Raw genomic sequence first — 17,617 nt, 5'->3', positions numbered from 1 at the left:
CGGTTTCGGCGCACCCGGTGATGCTGTGTAGATGGCTCCCTCGCCACGCTCGGTCACGATGTCACACCGTAGGAGGTGGGCACCTGTGACGGAGCCGACACCCCCGTCTGCCCACGCCAGGGCAGCGAGTTGCGCGTGATCACGATGAACAGCACCCCGACGATCACGGTGGCGATCGCGGCGCCCACGATCTGGAACACCTCCAGATCGGCGCCGCGCGGCATCAGGATGACGCTCACGATCGCCGAGAACGCCACCGCCGGAACCCGGAACACCGGCCGGGTCGCCCAAGCCGCCATCGGCACGATCGCCCACAGCAGGTACCAGGGTTGCACCACCGGGAACAGCAGCACGATCGCACCGAGCGCCACGCCCAGCGCGCCGACCGGATGCAGCCGCCCGGTGCCGGTGGCGACCAGCATCCGGACGGTGAAGAAGCCCGCGACCACCGCCGCGATCGGGCGGGTGATGCTCAGCAGCGCGGTGGTGTGATCGCCGAGTCCGAGCAGCACACCGCCGAACCCGGTGATGATGCCCAGCACGGTAGGCAGCGACATCCAGCTGCGCACCACGCTCGCGGTGTTCAGCGTATAGATCCAGCCGAATCCGAGCCCGCTGACCGAACTGATGAAAAGCGTTGTGCCGATGGCGATCGCGCCGAGCATGGCCGCGGCGATGGCGACCGTGCGCAGCGAGGCGCCCCAGCGCCGCGCCAGCGCCATCCCGACGAACCCGAGCACGATGATCGAGGTGAACTTGATCGATGACGACAGCGTGATGATGATCGCCCCGCTGATCAGCCACGCGTAGGCCCGGCCGTCGAACGGGTGGGTGTCCTCGATGGCGCGCAGGCAGAACTCCAAGCCCGCCAGCATCAGGCCGAGCATCAGCGCGTCGTTGTGCACGCCGCCGACCAGATGGAACAGCACCAGCGGGTTGGCCGCGCCGAGCCACAGCGCGCTCACCGGCGCGACGCCGCAGCGCACCGAGAGCCGGGGCAGCGCCCAGACGATCAGCGCGACGCCGCCGAGCGCGAGGATCCGGTGCACCCACACGCCCGCGATGATGTTGTCACCGGTGAGTTCGGCGATGCCACGGCCGATCCAGAGGAACAGCGGACCGTAGGGCGCGGGGGTGTCGCGCCAGATGGTCGGCACGTTGTTGGTGAGGACGTTGTCGATCCCGAGTCCCGCGACCGGGCCTTCCTGATACGGGTCGATGCCGCGCGCGGCGATCTCGCTCTGTGCCAGATAGGAGTAGACGTCGTTGCTGAACAGCGGGGGAGCGACGCTGAGCGGGATCAGCCACAGCAACAGCGTGCGGTCCAGCTGCGAGCGGGTCAGCCGGTGGATCGGGGAGCCGCCGATGCCGCCGATCGCGAATCGGCCGAGCAGCAGCCAGGCCAGCACGACCACGACGGTGCCGGTCATGCACATGGCCAGTGAGCCGGTGTGGGCGCGGGCGAAGATGCCCAGCACGCGGACGCCGGAGGTCGGGTTCTGGTGCACCGGCTGCGCGCCGATGCCGAGCGCGCTGATCGCCATCAGCACCGTGCCCGTCGCGCCCATCAGGCGGATCCGGTCGAGCTGCGCCAGCTCCTTGCGGTCGAGACCGGGCACCTCCGACTCGTCGCTGTGCAGCACCGCGATGGTGTGATCGGCCGCGGGCACGTCGAGTCCGAGTGCCCGGCGCCCGACCGCCAGTGTCCTGCGCCGCGCGCCGTCCAGTACCGCCACGCAACGCAGCCTAGTTGGTGCGCGCATCCCGGTCTGTCGGGCCGATGTCAGCGAGGACGGGGAGTGTCGCCGGTGGGGTTGTCGTAGGTTCGTCCCAGCCATTCCGACAGCAGGGCGCGTTCGGCGTCGGTGAGCATCGGCAATTCCGGTGCGGCGGCTCGTAGTGCGGCCGCGGTGGCGTCGCCGGCGGAAAGTGGTGGGACGTCGGTCAGGATCGCGTGGGTCACCGCCTCGTACATCGCTTCGGCAAGCCCGAGGTCACGGTCTTGTGGCGGGACGGACAACAGGGCCAGGGCGGCCCCGGTCCCGGCGGCGTGGACGAGTTCGACGGCGCGGCGTTCGCCTACCCGGAGCCGGCCGGCCACAGCGACGCGATGCACCCGGGCGCGCAACACCTGCAGCCCGGCGGCCGCGGCGGGTGAGGCGGTCCCGCGGTGGGGGTCGGTGAGCATCGAGAAGACCGCCGGATTGGTCAGTGCGAAGTCGATGTGCATGTCCCATCCGGCGCGAAGGTCGGCCACCGGGTCGCCCTGCTCGTCGGCGCGGGCCTTGCCCGCCACGTAGGTCGCGAAGACGTGCTCGGCGACGGCATCGAGCAACGCGTCCTTGTCGTCGAAGAACCGGTAGATGGTCGGTGCTTGCATGCCGGCCGCGTGCGCGACCGCGCGGGTGGTGACAGCGTGCGGGCCCTGTTCGCGCAACAGCCGCCCAGCCACCTCGACGATGCGCTCCCTGGTCTCGTGCCTGCTCGCGCTGCTCGACCTCGACTCTGCCATGCGGCCATCTTAATCGGTGCTAATATCAGCGTTGCTAACATCGATATTATCATTGTTAAGGAGTGCCGATGATCATCGTTACCGGAGGCACGGGACTGCTCGGCTCTCAGATCGTCGATCGGCTGCTGGAGCGGGTACCAGCCGCTCGGGTCGGCGTCAGCGTCCGCGATATCGACCGGGCGGGCGAGTTGGCCGCCCGCGGTGTGCGGGTGCGGCGCGGCGACTTCACCGACCCGTCATCCCTGGCCGAGGCATTCGAAGGCGCAAACCAAGTGCTGATCGTCTCGGCGAACCTGACCGGGGAGGCGGCCGTCGCCGCGCACGTCGCTGCGATCGACGCCGCACGAGCGGCCGGGGCCGGACGCATCCTCTACACCAGCCATCAGGCCGCCGCCGAGGATTCGGTGTTCGAGCCCATGCCGGATCACGCCGCGACCGAGCGCTACCTGGCTGCGGCGGGCATACCGTTCACCGCACTGCGCAACGGGTTCTACGCCGGCACGGTCCCGCTCTTGCTCGGCTCGGCGCTGGACACCGGTGAACTGATCGCACCGGCCGATGGCCCCGTCTCTTGGACCGCCCATGCCGACCTCGCCGAAGCGGCGGCGATCATCCTCGCCGACGAGGACCGGTTCGACGGGCCGACCCCGCCGCTGACCGCACCGGAGGCCCTCGACCTCGCCGACATCGCCGCTATTCTCACCGAACAGAGCGGACGAACGATCCGCCGCGTCGTCGCCGAGGACTCCGAATGGGCCGCTTCCCTGGTCGCTCACGGCGTCCCCGAGGAGCGGGCCGCCATGCTCCTCGGCATGTTCCGGGCCGCCCGCCGCGGGGAGTTCGCCACGACCACCGGCCACCTCGAAAGCCTTCTCCAGCACCCCGCCATACCGGTCAGCTCGATTCTGTCGGCGGCCACCACACGCTGAGCACGACCTACGCGTGGCCTGGACCGCACACGATCAATTGCACTCCTCGGGGACAAGGCGCTGTCGGCACCTGCCGAATGTGCGGCACCCCGGGAGTTCCGGGTCCCCGGCCTGATTCGGCCGACGATCCCGCACCGCGAACGGACCCTGGTCGTTCCGATCGGACCTGCCCCGCTCGCGGGGCACAATCGACAGATGGTTTCGGAGTCCAGGCGGCGGATCGAGGTGGCCGCGTCCGGGCTGCTGGCGCGGCACGGGTATCACGGGTTCGGTCTGAAGGCGTTGAGCGAGGCGGCCGAACTGCCGTATGGCTCGATCTACCACCACTTTCCGGGGGGTAAGGAGGAGATCGCGGTCGCGGCGATCACCGGGACCGGCGTGCTGACCGGCCGGATGATCCGGCAGGCGCCCACCGATGTGTTCGCCACCTTGGCCACGCTGTTCGAATTCATGGTCGGCAAGCTCGCGGACTCGGAGTGGACCGACGGATGCCCGGTCGGGACGCCCGCGCTGGACGGTGGCAGCGACGTCGAGGCGGTGCGCTCGGCCTGTGTGCACGCCTTCGAGGCGATGGAGCAGGCCTTCGCCGGACTGCTCGCCGAACTCGGGCTCGGCGGCGAGGAGGCGGCAGAGCTGGCCACGACGGTGGTCGCCGCCTATGAGGGCGCCACGATCCTGGCCCGGATCCGGCAGTCGGACGCCCCGCTGCGCACGGTGGCGAAGTCGATGGAGCGGCTGATCCGGTCGACGTTCGCGGCGGCGGGGATCGGCGGTCCAGAGCCCGCGCCGCGCCGTGCGGCGGCCACCAGCGAGTCCGCCGCCGCCACGCGTCCCGGAAAATTTCCGGATACTCCTGCTCAGCAAGGCGATACGGCACGGAACGCTTGACTAGAAAGAACGTTCTAGCGACACTCGGACGATGAAGCGTCTGATGCTGACCGGTCCTGGTGCGATGCGCTGGGAAGAACATCCCGAACCCGTGCTGAGCGGGCCCGGCCAGGCGCTGGTGCGGCCCGTCGCGCTGGCCACCTGTGACATCGACCCGGCCGTTCTGCGCGGAGCCTTCCCGCTGCCCGGTCCGTATCCGTTCGGGCACGAGGGAGTGGCGGAAGTCGTCGAGATCGGGCCGGAGGTACGCGCCGTCGCCGTGGGCGACCTGGTGGTGGTGCCGTTCCAGATCTCCTGCGGCGCGTGCCGGGCGTGCGCACGCGGGCGGACCGGGAACTGCGTGAGCCATCCGCGGCTGTCCTCGTTCGGCCTCGGCGCCATGGGCGGGCTGGACTGGGGCGGGCTGTGGGCCGACCTGGCGCTGGTGCCGCACGCGGACGCCATGCTGGTGCGGCTGCCCTCCGGCGTCGACCCGGCCGCGGTGGCCAGCGCGAGCGACAACATCCCGGACGCCTATCGCTCGGTCGGCCCGCAGCTGGCCGACGATCCGGCCGCCGAAGCGCTGGTCATCGGCGGCCCCGCCGCTCCGTCGATCGGTCTGTACGCCGCCGGGCTCGCCGTCGCCCTCGGCTCCGCCCGGGTGGTCTATCTCGACGACTCCGGCCGGCGGCTGGACATCGCGAAGTCGCTCGGCGCGGAAGCGATCGAAGGGCCCCGGGACGCGCGGGTGGGGCGGTTCCCGATCGTCGTAGAGGCGGCGGGCGGGGCGAAAGCGTTGCGCGGGGCCATCGACGCGACGGCGTACGACGGCTGGTGCACGAGCGTCAGCGTCCAAGCGCAAGACGTCGCGCTGCCGCTCTTCGGCATGTACACCCGCTGCTGCACCTTTCATACCGGCCGCGCGCACGTGCGCCCGGTCATTCCCGAGGTCCTCGATCTCGTGGCGGCCGGTCGCTTCGATCCGTCGCTGGTCACCACAGCGACGGTCCCGTGGGAGGACTCCATGGAGGCGCTGCTCGAGACGCCGATGAAACTGGTGGCCGTGCGCTGAACGTCTGTGACGAATCGCACTGCGGACCGTCGCGACCCGGCGTCCGGTGGCGACGATCACGCCGCAGGGGCGGTCGCGGCGGTTCCGAGTTCGCGCCCACTCGCGCCGGCCGGTTCGATCAGCGTTTTCTCTGCGCAGGTCAGGCGGGAAAGGCGGCTTCGGGCCCAGTGTCGCGCCGTTGGACACCTGTCTGGATGATCGGGGCGTGACCCACCGCGGGACCGGAATCCCCGCAGGTCGATCGCGCCGCTGACTCAGGGCACCCTTATTAGATTTCCGGAACGAATTCCGCCACACTGATGTTGTGAAAACCGTGGGTTTGCGGAGGAACGACGAAGGGGCTGGTCGCCGGACCGGTGCCGGGTCGATTGCTGCGCCCGCGGCGGTCGGCGGCGAAGGGCATACCCGAGCGGCCATCGTCCAGCTGCTGCTGGAGGAAGGACCGATCACCGCCACCGCCATCGGGGACAGGCTCGGCCTCGCCCCGGCGGGCGTGCGCAGGCATCTGGACGCCTTGATCGACTCCGGCCGAGCGCGAGCGACTCGATCGGCGCCCTGGCAGCAGAAGGGCCGGGGCCGCCCGGCCAAGCAGTACCAGCTCACCGCGGCCGGACGAGGCGACCTCGGCCACGCCTACGACGATCTGGCGGGGGCAGCGATCCGGCAGCTCGGGGAGATCGGCGGCGAACAGGCGATCACCGAGTTCGCCCGCAAACGAGCACGCACTATCGTGGCCGGGATCGAACCGGTCGGTGAGCACACCACCGAACAGACCGAGGCCAAGGCCGAGGAGATCGCCGAGGCGTTCACCGACGCCGGGTTCGCCGCCACCACCCGCAAGGTGGGCGCGGGCGTGCAGATCTGCCAGCACCACTGCCCCGTGGCACACGTCGCCGAGGAGTTCCCTCAGCTGTGCGCGGCGGAGCTCGAGGCGTTCCGGGAGCTGCTCGGCACGCACGTGCAGCGGCTGGCCACGATCGCCAACGGCGACTGCGCGTGCACCACGCACGTGCCGCTGCTGGTCCTGCCCGCCGACCGGACCGGAACTTCAGTACCAACCGCTGCACAGCCCGCAGCGGTACGAACGAACGACTCCGGAAGGAGTGCCGAATGACGACGACCACCGACCAGGTGCAACCGCTCACCCAGGAAGAGGCCATCGCCTCGCTGGGCAAATACGGTTACGGCTGGGCCGATTCGGATGTGGCCGGCGCCAGCGCGCAACGAGGTCTGTCCGAGGCGGTTGTCCGCGACATCTCGGCGAAGAAGAACGAGCCGGAATGGATGCTCGCGCAGCGGCTCAAGGCGCTGCGCATCTTCGATCGCAAGCCGATGCCGCTGTGGGGCTCCAACCTCGACGGAATCGACTTCGACAACATCAAGTACTTCGTGCGTTCGACCGAGAAGCAGGCCGCGACCTGGGACGAACTGCCCGAGGACATCAAGAACACCTACGACAAGCTGGGCATCCCCGAGGCGGAGAAGCAGCGGCTGGTCTCCGGTGTGGCCGCGCAGTACGAGTCCGAGGTCGTCTACCACCAGATCCGGGAGGATCTGGAGCAGCAGGGCGTCATCTTCCTCGACACCGATACCGCGTTGAAGGAGCACCCGGAGATCTTCCAGCAGTACTTCGGCACGGTGATCCCCGCGGGCGACAACAAGTTCTCCGCGCTGAACACCTCTGTCTGGTCGGGTGGCTCGTTCATCTACGTTCCGCCGGGCGTGCACGTCGACATTCCGCTGCAGGCCTACTTCCGGATCAACACCGAGAACATGGGCCAGTTCGAGCGGACCCTGATCATCGTCGACGAGGGCGCCTACGTGCACTACGTCGAGGGTTGCACCGCGCCGATCTACAAGTCCGACTCGCTGCACTCCGCGGTGGTGGAGATCATCGTGAAGAAGGGCGGCCGCTGCCGCTACACCACCATCCAGAACTGGTCGAACAACGTCTACAACCTGGTCACCAAGCGGGCCAAGGCCGAGGCGGGCGCGACTATGGAGTGGATCGACGGCAACATCGGTTCCAAGGTCACCATGAAGTACCCGGCGGTCTGGATGACCGGCGAGTACGCCAAGGGCGAGGTGCTCTCGGTGGCGTTCGCCGGCGAGGGCCAGCACCAGGACACCGGTGCGAAGATGCTCCATCTCGCGCCGCACACCTCCTCGACCATCGTGTCGAAGTCGGTGGCGCGCGGCGGCGGCCGGGCCTCCTACCGTGGCCTGGTCCAGGTGAACAAGGGCGCGCACGGCTCGAAGTCGACGGTGAAGTGCGACGCGCTGCTGGTCGACACGATCAGCCGCTCGGACACCTATCCCTACGTCGACATCCGTGAGGACGACGTGACCATGGGTCACGAGGCGACCGTCTCGAAGGTCTCCGAGGACCAGTTGTTCTACCTGATGAGCCGCGGCCTCACCGAGGACGAGGCGATGGCGATGGTGGTGCGCGGCTTCGTCGAGCCGATCGCCAAGGAACTGCCGATGGAGTACGCGCTCGAACTGAACCGCCTGATCGAACTGCAAATGGAAGGAGCCGTCGGCTGATGGCCGTGGAGAACATTGCCGAAGCCGCCGAAGGTCGCACCCCCGCGGTCAACAAGGGCGAAGTCTTCACCTCGTTCGACGTCGACGCCTTCGAGGTGCCTTCCGCCAAGGACGAGGCGTGGCGGTTCACGCCGCTGCGCCGCTTGCGCGGATTGCAGGACGGCACCGCGGTTCGCGACGGCCACGCGACTGTCGATGTCGCGGCGGCCGAGGGCGTGACCGTGGAGACGGTCGACCGGACCGACAGCAGGCTCGGCGAGGCCGGTGTGCCGTCGGACCGCGTTGCCGCGCAGGCATACTCGGGCTTCGAGCAGGCCACTGTCGTGTCGGTCGGCGAGGAGATCGAGGTCGCCGAGCCGGTGGTCGTCACCATCACCGGACCCGGCGAGGGCAAGACCGCTTACGGCCACTTGCAGATCCGGCTGGACGCCTTCGCCAAGGTCACGGTGGTCATCGACCAGCGCGGCAGCGGAACCTACGCGGAGAACGTGGAATTCGTGCTCGGCGATTCGGCCAAGCTGACCGTCGTGGCCGTGCAGGATTGGGCCGACGACGCGGTGCACGCCACCGCGCACCACGCCGAGATCGGCCGCGACGCCACCCTGCGGCACATCTCGGTCACCCTCGGCGGCGACCTGGTGCGCCTGACCGGCAACGTCCGCTACGACGGCCCCGGCGGCGACGCCGAACTGCTCGGCCTCTACTTCGCCGACGCGGGCCAGCATTTCGAGCAGCGCCTGCTGGTCGACCACGCGGTGCCGAACTGCAAGTCGAACGTGCTGTACAAGGGTGCGCTGCAAGGCGATCCGAACTCCCCGAAGGGCGACGCCCGCACCGTGTGGGTGGGCGACGTGCTCATCCGCGCCGCCGCCGAGGGCACCGACACCTTCGAGGTGAACCGCAACCTGGTGCTCACCGACGGCGCCCGCGCGGACTCGGTGCCGAACCTGGAGATCGAGACCGGCGAGATCGTCGGCGCCGGACACGCGTCCGCGACCGGCAGGTTCGACGACGAGCAGCTGTTCTACCTGCGCGCCCGCGGCATCCCGGAGGACGCCGCCCGCCGCTTGGTGGTGCGCGGGTTCTTCCACGAGATCATCCAGAAGATCGCGGTGCCCGAAATCCGAGACCGGCTGGAGGCGGCCATCGAGGCCGAACTCGCCGCCATCGGCGCCTGATCAACGACGACCCCATATTCGGCAAAGGAATTCGAATTCGATGACCACCCTGGAAATCAAGGACCTGCACGTCGAGGTCGCCAACCCCGACGAGTCCGGCGAGCCCATCAAGATCCTCAAGGGCGTGAACCTCACCGTGAAGTCCGGTGAGACGCACGCCATCATGGGCCCGAACGGCTCCGGCAAGTCCACGCTGTCCTACGCGATCGCCGGTCACCCGAAGTACACCGTGACCTCCGGCTCGATCACCCTCGACGGCGAGGACGTACTGGCGATGTCGGTGGACGAGCGCGCGCGTGCGGGCCTGTTCCTCGCCATGCAGTACCCGGTCGAGGTTCCCGGCGTCTCGATGTCGAACTTCCTGCGCACCGCCGCCACCGCCGTGCGCGGCGAGGCGCCGAAGCTTCGGCACTGGGTCAAGGAGGTGAAGGAGTCGATGAGCGAACTGGAGATCGACGCCGCCTTCGCCGACCGCAGCGTGAACGAGGGCTTCTCCGGCGGTGAGAAGAAGCGCCACGAGATCCTCCAGCTGGGCCTGCTCAAGCCGAAGATCGCCATCCTGGACGAGACCGACTCCGGCCTGGACGTCGACGCGCTGCGCATCGTCTCCGAGGGCGTCAATCGCTACAAGGAGCGCGAGAACGGCGGTGTCCTGCTGATCACGCACTACACCCGCATCCTGCGCTACATCCAGCCGGAGTTCGTGCACGTGTTCGTCGGCGGCCGCATCGTCGCCGAGGGCGGCGCCGAACTCGCCGAGGAACTCGACGCCAACGGCTACGTTCGTTTCACGCAAGGTTCACCCGCCCCGTCGGCTTCGCCGACTGCCATCCCCCAGTCTGCAACCGCCGGAGCCTGACATGACCGCTACGGTCCGCACCCTCGACGTCGCCCGCATCCGGGCCGACTTCCCGATCCTGAACCGCACGGTCCGGGACGGGAAACCGTTGGTGTACCTGGACTCCGGCGCGACCGCGCAGCGGCCGATCGAGGTGCTCGAAGCCGAACGCGAGTTCCTGATCACCAGCAACTCCGCGGTGCACCGCGGGGCGCACCAGTTGGCCGAGGAGGCGACCGACGCCTACGAGGGCGCGCGGGCCGACATCGCGCGGTTCGTCGGCGTGGACGTGGGCGAGATCGTCTTCACCAAGAACGCCACCGAGTCGCTGAACCTGGTGACCTACGCGCTCGCCGACGACCGGTTCCCGCACCACGTGGGTCCCGGCGACGAGATCGTCATCACAGAGCTGGAACACCACGCGAATCTGGTGCCCTGGCAGGAACTGGCCCGCCGCACCGGCGCCACGCTGAAGTGGTACGGCGTGACCGAGGACGGCCGGATCGACCTGGACTCGCTGGAACTGTCGCCCGCCACCAAGGTGGTCGCGTTCACCCACCAGTCCAACGTCACCGGCGCGGTGGCGCCGGTCGAGGAACTGGTGCGCCGCGCGAAGGCGGTAGGCGCGCTGGTCGTGCTCGACGCCTGCCAGTCGGTGCCGCACATGCCGGTGGACTTCCGCACGCTGGGCGTGGATTTCGCCGCGTTCTCCGGGCACAAGATGCTCGGTCCCTCCGGCGTCGGCGTGTTCGTCGGCCGCCGCGCGCTGCTCGAGGAGATGCCGCCGTTCATCACCGGCGGCTCCATGATCGAGACGGTCTTCATGGACCACAGCACCTACGCTCCGCCGCCGCAGCGCTTCGAGGCCGGGGTGCCGATGACCTCGCAGGTGGTCGGATTGGGCGCGGCCGTGCGATATCTCGAACGCATCGGCATGGACGCCGTCGCGGCGCACGAGCACACGCTCGTCGGCGCGGCGCTGGAAGGGCTGGCCGAGATCGACGGCGTGCGCGTCATCGGACCCACCGAGAACGTCGACCGCGGCGGCGCCGTGGCGTTCGTGGTAGACGGCATTCACGCGCACGACGTCGGGCAGATCCTGGACGACGAGGGCGTCGCGATCCGGGTGGGCCACCATTGCGCGTGGCCACTGCACCGGCGTTTCGGCGTCGCCGCCACCGCGCGCGCCTCGTTCGCGGTCTACAACACCGTCGCCGAGGTGGACGCGCTGGTCGCCGCCGTGCGGAAGGCCCAGAGCTTCTTCGGAGTTGCATAAGACATGCGCATGGAGCAGATGTACCAGGAAGTGATCCTGGACCACTACAAGCACCCGCACCACCGGGGGCTGCGCGAGCCGTTCGGGGCCGAGGTACACCACGTGAACCCGACCTGTGGCGACGAGGTGACGCTGCGCGTGCAGCTCGGCGACGACGGTGACATCGCCGACGTCTCCTACGACGGCCAGGGCTGCTCGATCAGCCAGGCCGCCACCTCGATCCTCACCGACCAGGTCATCGGGCTGCCGGTGCAACAGGCGCTGAAGGTGGTCGACTCCTACAGTGAGATGATCTCCAGCCGCGGCACCATCGAGGGCGACGAGGACGTGATCGGCGACGGCATCGCCTTGGCGGGAGTCTCGAAGTACCCCGCGCGGGTGAAGTGCGCGCTGCTCGGGTGGATGGCGTTCAAGGACGCCGTCCTCAGGATCGGCCCCGAGCAGCCCGCCGGCGCCGCGGAAAAGAACTGACCGTCCGATGCGAAACGGGGAAGCGTCATGACTGACACACCGGTTACCGACACGACCGAGCAGGCCGCGCCTGCCGCCGAACTGTCCGAGCTGTCCGCGGAGGACATCAAGTTGCTCGAGGACATCGAAGAGGCGATGCGTGACGTCGTCGACCCGGAACTGGGCATCAACGTCGTCGATCTCGGCCTGGTCTACGGGTTGCGCGTGGAGGAGGACAACGTCGCGGTCCTCGACATGACGCTGACCTCGGCGGCCTGCCCGCTGACCGACGTCATCGAAGACCAGTCCCGCAACGCGCTGGTGCGCAGCGGCCTGGTGGAAGACCTGAAGATCAACTGGGTCTGGATGCCGCCGTGGGGTCCGGACAAGATCACCGAGGACGGCCGCGAGCAGCTGCGCGCCCTCGGGTTCACGGTGTAATCGCCAGGACTGGTAGCAGCCGCCGAGCAGCGCCCCGACAGGGTGCTCCGGCGGCTGAGTCGTATCCGCCGCGCGGGCGTCGGCTGTGCCCGCCGATGCGTTCCCGGCCCATCGTCAGCCCTTGGCGCACTTGGTCGAATCGACCGGCGCTCCGTTCGCTGTGGAGACGTACGCCGGGATGGGGAGCCGTCCGATGCGCCGGGCGTCGGGGCCGCACACCCGCCCAGGCTTGGGAAGTCCGCACTTCGACAAACCACCTGTGCCCGACGATGATCTGAGCGCTGAGTCGTCCGAAACGGGGAGGATCATCACATGTCGCTGCCGCACAAGGCTGCCATCGGGCTCGCGGCGGTATCGGCCGCCACCTGCGCCGTCGTCGGCGCACCGGCGGGTGAAGCGCGCGCGGCGACCTACTATGGGGCGCTGGCGCTTTCGCCCAGCACCGGTGCCGTCGTTTCGGCGGTGGACTACGCGAGCGCCGCCGCCGCCGACACCGCGGCCCGCGCCCAATGCGGTGTGACCGACTGCCAGACGGTCGTGCAGTTCTGGAATGCCTGCGGGTCGGTCGTGCGCGGCGCCGACGGGAAGCACGGATGGGCCTGGGGTCCCACCCGCGCCGAAGCCGAACGCCGGGCCATCGAGGTCCTCGGTCCCAGCGCTCCGCCCTTCCCGAGTCTCGGTAGCGCGATTCCCCGGCCCGCGAGCGTCCGATTGACCGCTTGTACGTCGACGGCCGGATAGCTCACCGGCACAGACTTTTTCGGCCCGGGTGACGGCCGGAAGCCCGGCCCGCCCATTCGCGAGGATCAGCGCCGTGACAAGCGTGACCTGCGAGTCGAAGCGCTGATAACCGCGGACCGGGGTCGGGAGGCCGAGGCCGCCGAGGGCGTGTCGCGTCGCCGGGCATACGGCTGCGTCCCGGTTCGGCCGCGCAGCGGTCAGGCCGGGGGGCGCAGTCGGCGGGTAGTGGGAGCGCCTGTCTCGCCTACGCGGTTCCGCTGCGTTCATACCCCGCCGGTCGAGCGCCAGAAAGCGACGGACGAACCGTGCCAACGGCCGGCCCGAGTCGTCCTTCGCGGCCCGAGGGCCGGATCTCGCGGTTTCGGATCACTCTGGGCGGGAATCGCGTCGGGGAGCTGACGCCGAGGAGGTCTTCGTGCCGGATGGGAACACAGCGGACCCGCAGCGGGTCGTGATCGTCGGAAGCGGGTTCGCGGGGTTCACCTGCGCCCAAAAGCTTTGCCGCATAGTGGCGAAAGCGAAACGGGAGGTCGAAATCGTCCTCGTCACACCCAATGACTACCTGCTCTATACGCCCTTGCTACCGGATGTGGCGGGTGGACTGATCGATCCCCGGTTCGTCGCCATTCGCTGGCCGATTCGCTGCCACGGGTCCGGCTGGTGGTCGCGAAGGCTCGGTCGGTCGATCTGCAGAACAAGACGATCACGGTGGTCGGCGAGCACCATCCGCCGCAGCAGCTGTCCTGGGATCGGCTGGTGCTCACGCCCGGGTCGGTCACCCGCCTGTTCGACATCCCGGGCCTGGCCGAGCACGCGCGCGGGCTCAAGACCGTCGCCGAAGCGCTGTACCTGCGCGAGCAGTTGCTGCGTCAGCTCGAGCTCGCCGACGACGAAGAGGACCCCGAGGTACGGCGGGCGCGCCGCACCGTGGTCGTGGTGGGGGCGTCCTACGCGGGCACCGAGCTGATCGCGCAGTTGCGCGCCCTCGCCGACGCCTACGCCGCGCGCCGCGGCTTCGACCCCGCCGAAGTGCGTTTCCTTCTGCTCGACACGGCCCCGAGGGTGATGCCGGAGGTCGGCGAGCGGCTCAGCGACAAGGTGCTGCAAGTACTGCGCAAACGAGGCATCGAGATCCGGCTGGAGACCTCCCTGTCGAAACTCGACGAGAACTCGGTCGTGCTCACCGACGGAACGGTCGTGCCCACCCACACGGTCGCCTGGGTGACGGGTGTGACCGGCGCGCCGGTGCTCGGCACGCTCGGCCTGCCGCTGGAGAAGGGCCGCCTGGTCGTCGACGCGAAGCTGGGCGTGCCCGGCCATCCGGCCGTGTTCGCGGGCGGTGACGCGGCCGCGGTGCCGGATCTGACCAAGCCCGGCCGGATCACCCCGCCCACGGCCCAGCACGCCACGCGGCAGGGCAAGGCACTCGCCAGGAACGTCGCCGCCAGCCTGGGTATCGGCACGGCCGTCGACTACAAGCACCGCGACCTGGGACTGGTCGTCGACCTCGGGCCGCGCTTCGCGGTCGCGAACCCGATGGGCCTGCGCCTGTCCGGTTTGCCCGCGAAGGCGGTGACCCGCGCCTATCACACCTTCGCCGTGCCGAGAGCGGTCAACCGCTGGGCGATCACGGTCTCCTACCTGACCATCGCGGTGACACCGCGGCCCCTCGCCTTGCTCGGACTGGTCAGCCACGAAGAAGCGAGCTTCGGCAGCAGTGAGGGCATCACCGGGCCTTCGTGAGCAGTAGGAGACGCCTGAAAGGGCCTCCGCTATCACGCCTGGCCTTCCTGCCCTGCCCGCCCGTCGCGTTGCTCGGATCAAACGCGTGCGCGAGACCGCGCACAGCGGAGATGATGCGGAGGTGGACGAGGTGACGTACCGGCGATCGCGAGTCGGGTTGCATGCGGTCGCGGAGTCGTTGATCGCTGGGCCGCAGTTCCGAGAGTTCGGCACCATCCGGTTGGGGGTCGTGCGGGGAGGCTTCGGGGGAGTGCGATGGCCGGTGTCCGTGGTCGGGGACGGGCTGGTGTGGCCGGAAGGGCGTGCCCGGCTGGCGGGGACCCTTCGGGAGGTCGCCAGGGCCGCGGGTTTCGAGCCCGGGCCGCCGGAAGGGGTGTACGCGGCCACCGCGGGCGTCGATCCCGATGCGGCCATCGAGGTGGATCCCTCGGCAGCCGGGCTGATCGAAGACTGGCTGGCGCTGGGTGACAAGGCATTGCGCTGCCTGGCGCCCGATGTGACACCGGTGCTGTGGCCGGAGCATTTCGACCTCTCCAGCACCATCGATGAGGTGAACTACGGGATCTCGCCGGGAGACGACGCCCATCCCGGCCCGTACGCCTACGTCGGACCGTGGACCCCGCGAACCGGCGATTTCTGGAACGCGCCGTTCGGCGCACTCAGGCCACGCGGCGCGGTGAACACCGTCGCGGCACTGCTGGAGTTCTTCGAAGAAGGCCGGCGGCGCGCGGCGCGGGACTGACTCGGCCCCTTGGTCGCGGCCTCGCTCCGAGACTCAGGCTCCTTTGCGAGCCGGAGCCTTCTTGGCCGCCTTCTTCGCGGGCGTCTTCTTCGCCGCGCTCTTGGAGGCCGTGCTCTTCGACGCGCTGCTCTTGCCCGCGCTGGTCTTGGCTCCGGCGCTCTTGGCCGCGGCCTTCTTCGCGGTCTTCTTCGGCTCGGCCTCTGCCCCGTCGCCGCCGGCAGTCCGGCGTCCACTGGCCTCCAGGCTGCGCTGCAGCGCGGCGACCAGATCGACCACCTCGGCGTCCATTCCGGCCGGCGCGAGTTCCGGCTGCTCGGGCACCTTGCCGGTGCCGCTGGCGATCGCCTCGTCGAGCAGGCGCTTCAGTTCGATCTGATACTCGTCGGTGAACTGCTCTTGATCGAAGTCGTCGGACATCGCCTCGACGAGCGTCTCGGCCATCTTGATCTCCTGCGGACGCGGGTCGGCGACCCCGTCGAGGGATTCGAAGTCGACGGAGCGGACCTCATCGGGCCACAGCAGCGTCTGCAGCACCAGAATGCCGTCGCGCACGCGCAGCGCGGCCAGCCTGGTCTTCTGCCGCAGCGTGAAGTTCACCAGGGCGGTGCGTTCGACCTTCTCCAGCGTCCGCGCCAGCAGCACATAGGCCTTCGGCGTGCTGGAGTCCGGTTCCAGGTAATAACTCTTCTCGAACAGGATCGGGTCGATCTGCTCGGATGGCACGAACTGCAGCACCGGGATCTCGTGCTTCTCCGCCACGGGCAGTTTCGCGAAGTCCTCGTCGCTCAGGACGACCTTGTCGCCGTCCGGGGACTCGTAGGCCTTGTCGATCTCGGTGTACTGGACGGATTGGCCGCACACGGTGCAGACGCGGTCGTACTTGATCCGGCCTCCATCCTTGGCGTGCACCTGATGGAATCGGATGTCGTGGTCCTCGGTGGCGGTGTACACCTTCACCGGAACATTCACCAGCCCGAATGCGATCGAGCCCTTCCAGATCGATCTCATGTTCCCATCATGGCCGAAGCCCTTCGACCTCGCGAGCGAACCGGAAACCGAGTGTCGCAACCGCGACACGCCGACGTAGCCGTCCCGGCAGAGCCGCGAAGAGTGAACTCATCGCCGTGACCGTGCCCGCCAGGTCCGTGCGGCCGGACAGATACGCGCGCTGTGCGGCCGGGGGGAGCGTTAAGAACGTGTCGAAGAACAGCGGGAGGTCCTCCGGCGGCAGCGCGAGCAGGGCCCGCAGACCGGCGCTGCGCAACCGGTGGACGCCGCGTGCCGTGGCCGGCCACACGTTCTGCCCCGCCGCCATCGCGTCGGCCGCGGCCAGCGCGGCGCCGACGCTGTAACCGGTCGCCGGGTGCAGGAAGCCGCCCGCCGCCCCGAATGCGCGCGGCCCCGGACGGCCTCCCTGGACGGGAAACCGGACGTGCTCCACGGGCTCGTCGCCGGTGAGCCGGATGCCCCGCGCGCCGAGCCGGTGGCGCAAGCGCGCGCGCAGTTGCGCGCCCGTCAACGCGGGGCGGCCGGCCAGGCAGGTCTCCTCGAGCAGCATCCGCTCGTCGTCGAGCGGGACGGCGTAGAGGAACGAAGGCGGCGTGCCGGGGGCGGCGCCGTTGTCCGGCCGCCAGTCCATGAACAACGGATCGAGACCAGCGCAGCGTCCCGCGTCCACGATGACGCCGTAGGCGGTCTGCTCGGCTCGGGCGGGGGAGCGGGCGAGTCCGCGCGCGTCGATCACTCTGCCGCCGGTGATCGTCGCGCCGGAAGCCGTGGTGACGCGTTCGGGAGCGATGTCGACCGCGCGGTCGGCGACGACGTGTGCATCGGATAGGTGCAGCGAGGTCTGCAATCGCGCGGTGTCCAGCACGACGTACGGGCGGTCCAGCCGGTGCGCGCGCGTTCCCCAGGCCAGCGGCTGGGACACCGTCGCCGCGACGACCTCCGGCGCCAGCCAATCCGGCAGTTCGTCGGCCCACGCCGCGTACGTGGCGGTCCACCTGCGCTCCGGTGCGGGATCCAGCACGGTGACCGTGAGCCCGCGCGCTACGGCGCGGTGTGCGAGGGCACGACCGGCGGGGCCGAGGCCGCACACGACCAAGTCGGGCCTCACTTCCCGGCCGTTCGGATTCGCGGGGCTGCGATGCGATGCATGGTCCGAGCCTCTCATCCGCTCGCTCGACAAGGGTGCGGCCACCGCGTCGGCCGTGAGTCGGGATCTCGCGAGGCGGAATTTTTCGCGAACACCGTCGCGGCGATCCGGACGCGCCCCGCGGGT

16 protein-coding genes and 1 pseudogene are annotated in these 17,617 nt (G+C 69.4%); 13 read left to right on the top strand and 4 right to left on the bottom strand.

Going from position 1 to position 17,617, the window contains the following annotated elements:
* Positions 1–53: 53 nt before the first annotated feature.
* Both mptB and NG1_RS25480 read right to left on the bottom strand, forming a co-directional pair.
* The gene (gene mptB, locus NG1_RS25485) at positions 54–1,763 is read right to left on the bottom strand and encodes a polyprenol phosphomannose-dependent alpha 1,6 mannosyltransferase MptB (RefSeq protein WP_210750731.1); all 1,710 of its coding nucleotides are present in this window, start codon (positions 1,761–1,763) and stop codon (positions 54–56) included.
* Positions 1,764–1,783: 20 nt separating this feature from the next.
* Entirely contained in the window at positions 1,784–2,512 is a 729-nt protein-coding gene (locus NG1_RS25480; protein WP_062974852.1) for a TetR/AcrR family transcriptional regulator, read from the bottom strand.
* A gap of 68 nt (positions 2,513–2,580) precedes the next feature.
* Between NG1_RS25480 and NG1_RS25475 the strand changes: the two genes are divergently transcribed.
* The 13 genes and pseudogenes from NG1_RS25475 (at position 2,581) to NG1_RS25415 (ending at position 15,336) form a co-directional block, all read left to right on the top strand.
* The gene (locus NG1_RS25475) at positions 2,581–3,441 is read left to right on the top strand and encodes an NmrA family NAD(P)-binding protein (protein WP_062974849.1); all 861 of its coding nucleotides are present in this window, start codon (positions 2,581–2,583) and stop codon (positions 3,439–3,441) included.
* A gap of 195 nt (positions 3,442–3,636) precedes the next feature.
* The gene (locus tag NG1_RS25470; RefSeq protein ID WP_084499184.1) at positions 3,637–4,329 is read left to right on the top strand and encodes a TetR/AcrR family transcriptional regulator; all 693 of its coding nucleotides are present in this window, start codon (positions 3,637–3,639) and stop codon (positions 4,327–4,329) included.
* A gap of 31 nt (positions 4,330–4,360) precedes the next feature.
* Positions 4,361–5,380 (top strand): zinc-dependent alcohol dehydrogenase, encoded by a 1,020-nt coding sequence (locus tag NG1_RS25465; RefSeq protein ID WP_062974848.1) that lies wholly within the window; start codon positions 4,361–4,363, stop codon positions 5,378–5,380.
* A 313-nt stretch (positions 5,381–5,693) separates the two neighbouring features.
* Positions 5,694–6,494 carry a helix-turn-helix transcriptional regulator gene (locus NG1_RS25460; RefSeq protein ID WP_373686159.1) on the top strand — a complete coding sequence of 267 codons (801 nt, stop codon included), beginning with the start codon at positions 5,694–5,696 and terminating at the stop codon, positions 6,492–6,494.
* Positions 6,491–7,927, top strand: coding sequence for a Fe-S cluster assembly protein SufB (gene sufB, locus NG1_RS25455; protein WP_040867452.1), 1,437 nt, complete (start codon positions 6,491–6,493; stop codon positions 7,925–7,927). The genes NG1_RS25460 and sufB overlap by 4 nt, the downstream gene beginning before the upstream one ends.
* Positions 7,927–9,105, top strand: coding sequence for a Fe-S cluster assembly protein SufD (gene sufD / locus NG1_RS25450; RefSeq protein ID WP_062974847.1), 1,179 nt, complete (start codon positions 7,927–7,929; stop codon positions 9,103–9,105). The genes sufB and sufD overlap by 1 nt, the downstream gene beginning before the upstream one ends.
* 40 nt (positions 9,106–9,145) lie before the next feature.
* Positions 9,146–9,964, top strand: a complete 819-nt coding sequence (sufC, locus tag NG1_RS25445; RefSeq protein ID WP_062974845.1) for a Fe-S cluster assembly ATPase SufC — start codon at positions 9,146–9,148, stop codon at positions 9,962–9,964.
* 1 nt (position 9,965) lies between these two features.
* The gene (locus NG1_RS25440; RefSeq protein ID WP_062974843.1) at positions 9,966–11,219 is read left to right on the top strand and encodes a cysteine desulfurase; all 1,254 of its coding nucleotides are present in this window, start codon (positions 9,966–9,968) and stop codon (positions 11,217–11,219) included.
* A 3-nt stretch (positions 11,220–11,222) separates the two neighbouring features.
* Positions 11,223–11,690 (top strand): Fe-S cluster assembly sulfur transfer protein SufU, encoded by a 468-nt coding sequence (sufU, locus tag NG1_RS25435; RefSeq protein ID WP_062974841.1) that lies wholly within the window; start codon positions 11,223–11,225, stop codon positions 11,688–11,690.
* A gap of 27 nt (positions 11,691–11,717) precedes the next feature.
* Positions 11,718–12,110, top strand: coding sequence for a metal-sulfur cluster assembly factor (locus NG1_RS25430; protein WP_062974839.1), 393 nt, complete (start codon positions 11,718–11,720; stop codon positions 12,108–12,110).
* A 312-nt stretch (positions 12,111–12,422) separates the two neighbouring features.
* Entirely contained in the window at positions 12,423–12,851 is a 429-nt protein-coding gene (locus NG1_RS25425) for a DUF4189 domain-containing protein (RefSeq protein WP_062974837.1), read from the top strand.
* A 451-nt stretch (positions 12,852–13,302) separates the two neighbouring features.
* Positions 13,303–14,594: pseudogene (locus NG1_RS25420) on the top strand (NAD(P)/FAD-dependent oxidoreductase).
* Between the two features lie 121 nt (positions 14,595–14,715).
* Complete coding sequence (locus NG1_RS25415; protein WP_062974894.1) at positions 14,716–15,336, top strand: hypothetical protein; 621 nt, start codon at positions 14,716–14,718, stop codon at positions 15,334–15,336.
* Between the two features lie 33 nt (positions 15,337–15,369).
* Here the strand turns inward: NG1_RS25415 and ku are convergent, their stop codons facing one another.
* Positions 15,370–16,344 carry a non-homologous end joining protein Ku gene (gene ku / locus NG1_RS25410; protein ID WP_062974835.1) on the bottom strand — a complete coding sequence of 325 codons (975 nt, stop codon included), beginning with the start codon at positions 16,342–16,344 and terminating at the stop codon, positions 15,370–15,372.
* 7 nt (positions 16,345–16,351) lie between these two features.
* Positions 16,352–17,452 (bottom strand): lycopene cyclase family protein, encoded by a 1,101-nt coding sequence (locus NG1_RS25405; RefSeq protein ID WP_062974829.1) that lies wholly within the window; start codon positions 17,450–17,452, stop codon positions 16,352–16,354.
* Between the last annotated feature and the right edge of the window lie 165 nt (positions 17,453–17,617).

Source organism: Nocardia gamkensis NBRC 108242 (assembly GCF_001612985.1).
Lineage (GTDB): Bacteria > Actinomycetota > Actinomycetes > Mycobacteriales > Mycobacteriaceae > Nocardia > Nocardia gamkensis.
This window is presented reverse-complemented; position numbering and strand designations above follow the sequence as displayed.